At 51.8% G+C, this 6,744-nt stretch carries 5 protein-coding genes; 4 read left to right on the forward strand and 1 reads right to left on the reverse strand.

The annotated features are described in order from the left end of the window. Positions 1 to 51 precede the first annotated feature (51 nt). Positions 52 to 846, forward strand: a complete 795-nt coding sequence (locus KQJ18_RS05020; RefSeq protein ID WP_137346930.1) for a TraB/GumN family protein — start codon at positions 52 to 54, stop codon at positions 844 to 846. A gap of 202 nt (positions 847 to 1,048) precedes the next feature. Further along, positions 1,049 to 1,528 (forward strand): Cys-tRNA(Pro)/Cys-tRNA(Cys) deacylase YbaK, encoded by a 480-nt coding sequence (gene ybaK, locus KQJ18_RS05025; protein ID WP_003831056.1) that lies wholly within the window; start codon positions 1,049 to 1,051, stop codon positions 1,526 to 1,528. A 240-nt stretch (positions 1,529 to 1,768) separates the two neighbouring features. Here ybaK and ushA read toward each other — a convergent pair whose 3' ends face one another. Then, positions 1,769 to 3,421 (reverse strand): bifunctional UDP-sugar hydrolase/5'-nucleotidase UshA, encoded by a 1,653-nt coding sequence (ushA, locus tag KQJ18_RS05030; RefSeq protein WP_121528694.1) that lies wholly within the window; start codon positions 3,419 to 3,421, stop codon positions 1,769 to 1,771. A gap of 174 nt (positions 3,422 to 3,595) precedes the next feature. On the opposite strand from ushA, the gene fsr reads away from it, so the two are divergent. Both fsr and ybaL read left to right on the forward strand, forming a co-directional pair. After that, positions 3,596 to 4,816, forward strand: a complete 1,221-nt coding sequence (gene fsr / locus KQJ18_RS05035) for a fosmidomycin MFS transporter (RefSeq protein WP_042310030.1) — start codon at positions 3,596 to 3,598, stop codon at positions 4,814 to 4,816. 225 nt (positions 4,817 to 5,041) lie between these two features. Beyond that, entirely contained in the window at positions 5,042 to 6,721 is a 1,680-nt protein-coding gene (gene ybaL, locus KQJ18_RS05040; protein ID WP_042310032.1) for a YbaL family putative K(+) efflux transporter, read from the forward strand. Positions 6,722 to 6,744: the final 23 nt, after the last annotated feature.

Raw genomic sequence — 6,744 nt, forward strand, 5'->3', positions numbered from 1 at the left:
TGCACCTTCCCGGACCACGCGCTAGCATGGAAGTCCACTTAGGGAGGTCGTATGGATTTGTTATACCGGGTAAAAACATTATGGTCTGCACTGCGCGGCAACCACTATACCTGGCCCGCCATTGACATCTCTTTACCCGGTAACCGCCATTTTCATCTGATTGGCAGTATTCACATGGGTAGCCGTGATATGGCGCCTCTGCCTGCCAAATTACTCAAAAAGCTCAATCGTGCTGATGCGCTGATTGTCGAAGCCGATGTTTCCGGCGATGACGCGCCATTTGCTAATCTTCCGACCTTTGCCGCCCTGGAAGAACGCATCAGTGAAGAGCAATTAGATAATCTGCGTAAAGTCACCAATGAATTGGGCATTTCCCCTTCCCTGTTATCGACGCAACCTTTGTGGCAAATAGCCATGGTATTACAGGCGACGCAGGCACAACAGCTGGGGTTGCGGGCGGAATACGGGATTGATTACCAACTGCTGAAAGCGGCAAAACAGGCTCACAAACCGGTGATCGAGCTGGAAGGTTCATCCAGTCAAATCGAGTTGCTATGCCAGTTACCCGATAATGGCCAGGCTCTTCTGGATGATACCCTGACGCACTGGCATACCAACGCCAGGTTGTTGCAACAAATGATGGGCTGGTGGCTTAAAACGCCGCCGCGCAATAGCGAATTGACGCTTCCTAATACTTTCAGCCAGTCGTTATATGACGTATTGATGCATCAGCGCAATGTCGCCTGGCGCGATCGACTCAGGGCGATGCCAGCCGGCCATTATGTGGTGGCCGTAGGCGCACTGCATCTGTACGGAGAAGGTAATTTGCCGGAGATGTTACGGTAAAAAAAATGGCCAATATTTCTATTGGCCCGTCAAAGAGGAATTTCATCATTATTATGATCCCGGTGCTTAAAGCATCGGTGTAGGTCGATTGTCGCTCAAAGTCATCATCCTGCCAATACTATTGCGCAAGATGGTACTATTTTTTAGACCGCCATCAGGCGTATGCTTGTCTCGTATTTTGTCTGGGCCAGGAAAAATTGCTATGACACCCGCCGTTAAATTACTCGAAAAAAACAAAATTTCTTTCCAGATCCACACCTACGATCACGATCCGTCCGAAACAAACTTTGGTGACGAAGTAGTACGCAAGTTAGGGCTGAATGCAGACCAGGTTTACAAAACGCTGCTGGTTGCCGTAAATGGCGATATGAAGCATCTGGCCGTTGCCGTCACGCCGGTGGCGGGTCAATTGGATCTTAAAAAAGTCGCTAAAGCGTTAGGGGCCAAAAAGGTCGATATGGCCGATCCAATGGTTGCGCAGCGAACAACGGGGTATCTGGTAGGCGGTATCAGCCCGCTGGGACAGAAAAAAAGATTGCCGACGCTCATCGACGCCCCAGCCCAAACGTTTGACACCATTTATGTCTCCGGTGGCAAACGCGGGCTGGATATCGAACTGGCAGCCGGCGATCTGGCGAAAATTCTGGATGCGAAGTTCGCCGACATCGCCCGCCGGGATTAAGCGGTTTTAGCATGGTGCCCGATGACGCTACGCAAATCAGGCCTACATACGAATACTCTACAGGGCGTCATTGGTGAAGGCAGTTTGGACGCGGCCAGCGCGCAGGAACCGGAGCGTACATGTAGTACGTGAGGATTATTCGCTACGCTCCCCCTCCGGGCCGCCCTGATGGGCGTTCAAAACTCTGTGAGTTTTGTCCGAGCACTGCCCGCGTTCAAAATGGCGAACAAAATAGCCCTGTTACTGCCAGCTCACCTCGCCCTTCGGCTCATACGTACTGGCATCCAGCGGTGAGTTTTTCTGCACGTACTCTTTCAGCACTTCCGCATCGATAAACCCGGTATTCACATAGCCTGGCTTGTTATCAATTCGCGGATAGCCATCGCCGCCGGTGGCGTTGAAGCTCAGCGTTGCCATGCGATAAGTTTTAGCCAGGTCAACCGGTTCGCCTTTGATTTTCAGATCGTTAAGTTTACCGTCTTTCGCCACAAAGCTGACGTTGGCAAACTGCGGATAAGCCCCGGAGTCCGGCTTCATTTGCGCCACGGCGGTCAGGTAGTCAATCACCTCTTTCCCGCTCATGTCGGCATACACCACAATATTGCCGAACGGCTGCACCTTCAGCACGCTCTTATAGGTAATATCGCCGCCTTCAATGGAATCACGAATACCGCCACCGCTCATCACGCCAAAGTCAGCGCTGGTCCGCGCCATTTGCGCAGCCAACAGCAGGTGCCCCATATTGGTCTGTACGAAACGAACTTTGCTACGATCACCTTCGAGGCGCGCATTGACGCTACCAATCTTCACGTCCAGTTGCGCTTTACCTTTATTCTGGAATGGCGTCAGCAGCGAGAGCATTTGCTGATTCTCAGCAATTTCCGGGGTGTAGAGTACGCGCTCACTTTTACCGTTATCCCAGGTCACTTTTTTCTTCAGGTTGACGGGGATGAGCTGGTAGTTCACCATTTTCATTTCGCCGTTACGAAACTCAAAATCCGCCCGGCCCACGTATTTCCCCCACTCATGCGCTTGGACAATCCAGATGCCATTTTGCTTATCTGGCGCGCACGGCGTGCCCGGTACGTAATCAACCTGCTTCTTGTTTTCCGAGGCCATACACACCGGATCCTGTGAGTGACCACCCACAATCATTGCCAGCGAACCCGCCGGCAGGCTACGCGCCATCTCTACGTCGCCAGGGGCGTTCGAGCCGTGATTGCCGTTGTCATAATGACCCATATGGGTGGTCGCAATAATGATGTCTGGCTTTTCACCCATATTGAGTTCCTGGATGACCAGTTTGGCTTCATCGGCAGGTTTACGGAATTCGATATCGGTGAAAAACTCCGGGTTACCAATTTTCGCCGTATCGTCAGTGGTTAAACCGAGTACGGCAATTTTTAAATCCTGACGCTTAAAGATGGCCCACGGCTTAAACAACCGCTCGCCGGTGCTTTTCTGATAGATATTGGCCGAGAGAAACGGGAATTTGGACCATTTTTCCTGCTGGCGCAGCACGGTTAGCGGGTTATCAAATTCGTGATTGCCAACCGCCATCGCGTCATAGCCAATCAGGTTCATGCCGCGAAAATCAGGTTCCGCATCCTGAAGATCGGATTCCGGTACGCCGGTGTTAATATCGCCGCCGGAAAGCAGCAGCAGGCTTCCCCCTTCTTCCGCCACCTCTTTACGAATACCATCCACCAGCGTTTTTTGCGCCGCCAGCCCGTATTCCCCATATTCACTGCGCCAGAAGTGGCCGTGATGATCGTTGGTATGCAGAATGGTAATTTTGTAGGTTTTATCTTTTTCGTACGCCTGCGCAGGCTGACCTGCCAGCGCAAATGCGGCGAATAACGCCAGCGCCACGCCCCGCTTTAAAAACTTCATATTTCTCTCCCTGAGCCAAAATCAACGACTGAAATTACAATGATATGAAATAATAGTCGAAAATGTTTTCAGAAATGAGACTTCCTTCAAACACCTTCCGCAGGTATGTTAGGCAGGTAATAATAACAAAATAGATTACCCTCATAATCGCAACCCAAACAGAAGTGACTTTCTATGGCAATAAGTGAACCAACCCCGCCAGTGGCTGGCGCGTCAGCGTCGGTTGCTAAAGCACGCACCTCATTTGGCATTTTAGGGGCGATCAGTCTCTCTCATCTGCTAAACGATATGATCCAGTCGCTGATCCTGGCGATTTACCCGCTCTTGCAGTCAGAGTTCTCGCTGACGTTTATGCAGATCGGGATGATTACGCTAACCTTCCAGCTCGCCTCCTCGCTGCTTCAGCCGGTTGTCGGCTACTGGACGGACAAATATCCAATGCCGTGGTCGCTGCCTATTGGTATGTGCTTCACGCTAAGCGGGCTCGTATTGCTGGCCATGGCAGGCAGTTTCCATATGGTATTACTCGCCGCGGCGCTGGTCGGTACGGGATCATCGGTGTTTCACCCGGAGTCATCCCGCGTGGCGCGAATGGCTTCCGGCGGTCGTCATGGCCTCGCCCAGTCAATTTTCCAGGTTGGCGGCAACTTCGGTAGCTCTCTCGGGCCCTTGCTGGCGGCTGTCATCATCGCGCCATATGGTAAAGGTAATGTAGCCTGGTTTGTGTTGGCCGCGTTATTAGCGATTGTGGTTCTGGCGCAAATCAGCCGTTGGTATGCCGCGCAGCATCGGATGAGCAAAGGAAAACCGAAAGTCACTATTGTTAATCCATTACCGCGTAATAAAGTGGTACTGGCGGTTAGCATTCTGTTGGTGCTGATTTTCTCCAAATATTTCTATATGGCGAGCATCAGCAGCTATTACACCTTTTATCTGATGCAAAAATTCGGATTATCGGTACAAAACGCCCAGTTTCATCTGTTTGCCTTCCTGTTTGCCGTTGCAGCCGGGACCGTAATTGGTGGACCGTTAGGTGATAAGATTGGCAGAAAATATGTTATTTGGGGCTCTATCCTCGGCGTAGCGCCATTTACCCTCGTTTTACCCTATGCAACGCTGGAATGGACCGGGATTTTAACCGTGATCATTGGTTTTATCCTCGCATCTGCCTTTTCTGCCATTCTGGTCTACGCGCAGGAGCTGCTTCCGGGTCGTATCGGCATGGTTTCTGGGCTATTTTTCGGGTTTGCCTTTGGCATGGGCGGCTTGGGAGCCGCGGTTTTAGGGCTGATTGCTGACCATACCAGTATTGATTTGGTCTATAAAATATGTGCTTTCCTGCCACTTCTGGGGATACTGACCATATTCTTACCTGATAACCGACATAAAGCCTGATTTTCTGACGGCCAAAAGTAAACTTTGGCCGTCTTCACTTACAGAGACCATCAGCCTTTACTCCCCGCATACCCCTGTAGTTTTCCGATCCGTGCTTTTTTACGTCTAAAATCCCGTTTTCATCAAAATTCAATAATTATTCATAAACATAAACATTAAAATTGTCATAAACTATTACTCGGAATTTAGGTTTTCAGGATCAACACAGCAACCAAAGGAGACGGAATGCATCACGCCACCCCGCTTATCACCACCATTGTCGGCGGCCTTGTGCTCGCTTTTATATTAGGCATGATTGCCAATAAACTACGTATTTCTCCTCTGGTGGGATATCTGTTAGCGGGCGTTCTGGCCGGTCCATTTACACCTGGTTTTGTTGCTGATACCAAACTCGCGCCTGAACTGGCGGAGCTTGGCGTAATTCTGCTGATGTTCGGCGTGGGGCTACACTTTTCCTTGAAGGATTTGATGGCGGTAAAGTCCATCGCCATTCCCGGCGCGATTGCCCAGATAGCTGTGGCGACGCTACTGGGTATGGCGCTTTCAGCGGTGATGGGCTGGTCGCTAATGGTGGGTATCGTCTTTGGACTGTGTCTTTCAACCGCCAGTACCGTAGTGCTACTGCGTGCGCTTGAGGAACGGCAGCTTATTGACAGCCAGCGCGGGCAAATTGCTATAGGCTGGCTGATTGTTGAAGATCTGATGATGGTGCTGACGCTGGTTCTTCTGCCCGCCGTCGCCGGAATGCTGGAAAAAGAAGATGTCGGCTTTGCATCGCTGGCCGTCGATATGGGCATTACCATTGGTAAAGTGGTGGCGTTTATCGCCATTATGATGCTGGTTGGCCGTCGCCTGGTACCGTGGATCATGGCGCGTAGCGCCGCCACCGGTTCACGAGAGCTGTTTACTCTGTCAGTCCTTGCCCTGGCATTAGGTATCGCGTTTGGCGCAGTGGAATTGTTCGATGTCTCCTTTGCTCTGGGCGCGTTCTTCGCTGGCATGGTGCTGAACGAATCCGAACTGAGCCACCGTGCGGCACATGACACCCTGCCGTTGCGCGATGCGTTCGCCGTATTGTTCTTTGTATCCGTTGGGATGCTGTTTGATCCGTTAATCTTGATCCAGCAACCGCTGGCGGTACTGGGTACGCTGGCGATTATCGTCTTTGGTAAATCCGTTGCCGCTTATTTCCTCGTGCGCCTGTTTGGCCACTCCCAACGTACAGCGCTCACCATTGCCACCAGCCTGGCGCAGATTGGTGAGTTTGCCTTCATCCTGGCGGGTCTGGGAATGGCGCTAAACCTGTTACCGCAGGCCGGGCAAAATCTGGTGTTGGCGGGGGCTATTCTGTCGATTATGCTCAATCCGGTACTGTTCGCGGTGTTAGAAAAATATCTCGCGAAAACCGAAACGCTGGAAGAGCAGACGCTGGAAGAAGCCATCGAAGAAGAGAAACAAATTCCGGTGGATATCTGCAATCACGCCCTGCTGGTAGGCTTTGGCCGCGTCGGGAGTCTGCTGGGTGAAAAATTGATGGCTGCCGGGATTCCGCTGGTGGTTATCGAAACCTCACGTACGCGGGTGGATGAACTGCGTGAGCGCGGGATCCGCGCGGTGCTGGGAAATGCCGCCAACGAAGAGATTATGAATCTGGCGCATCTGGATTGCGCGCGCTGGCTGCTGCTGACAATTCCAAACGGCTATGAAGCCGGTGAAATCGTCGCTTCCGCTCGCGAAAAGTGCCCGTCGATTGAGATTATCGCCCGCGCGCATTATGACGATGAAGTGGAATATATTACCGACCGCGGGGCCAATCAGGTCGTCATGGGCGAGCGTGAAATCGCCCGCACTATGCTGGAGCTGATTGAAACGCCACCTGCCGGCGACGTTGCTACTGCCAGTTAATATTACGTGCCGGATGGCGCTAC

Origin of the sequence: Citrobacter sp. S55_ASV_140, from assembly GCF_018919505.1 — a bacterium.
GTDB classification, from domain to species: domain Bacteria; phylum Pseudomonadota; class Gammaproteobacteria; order Enterobacterales; family Enterobacteriaceae; genus Citrobacter; species Citrobacter werkmanii.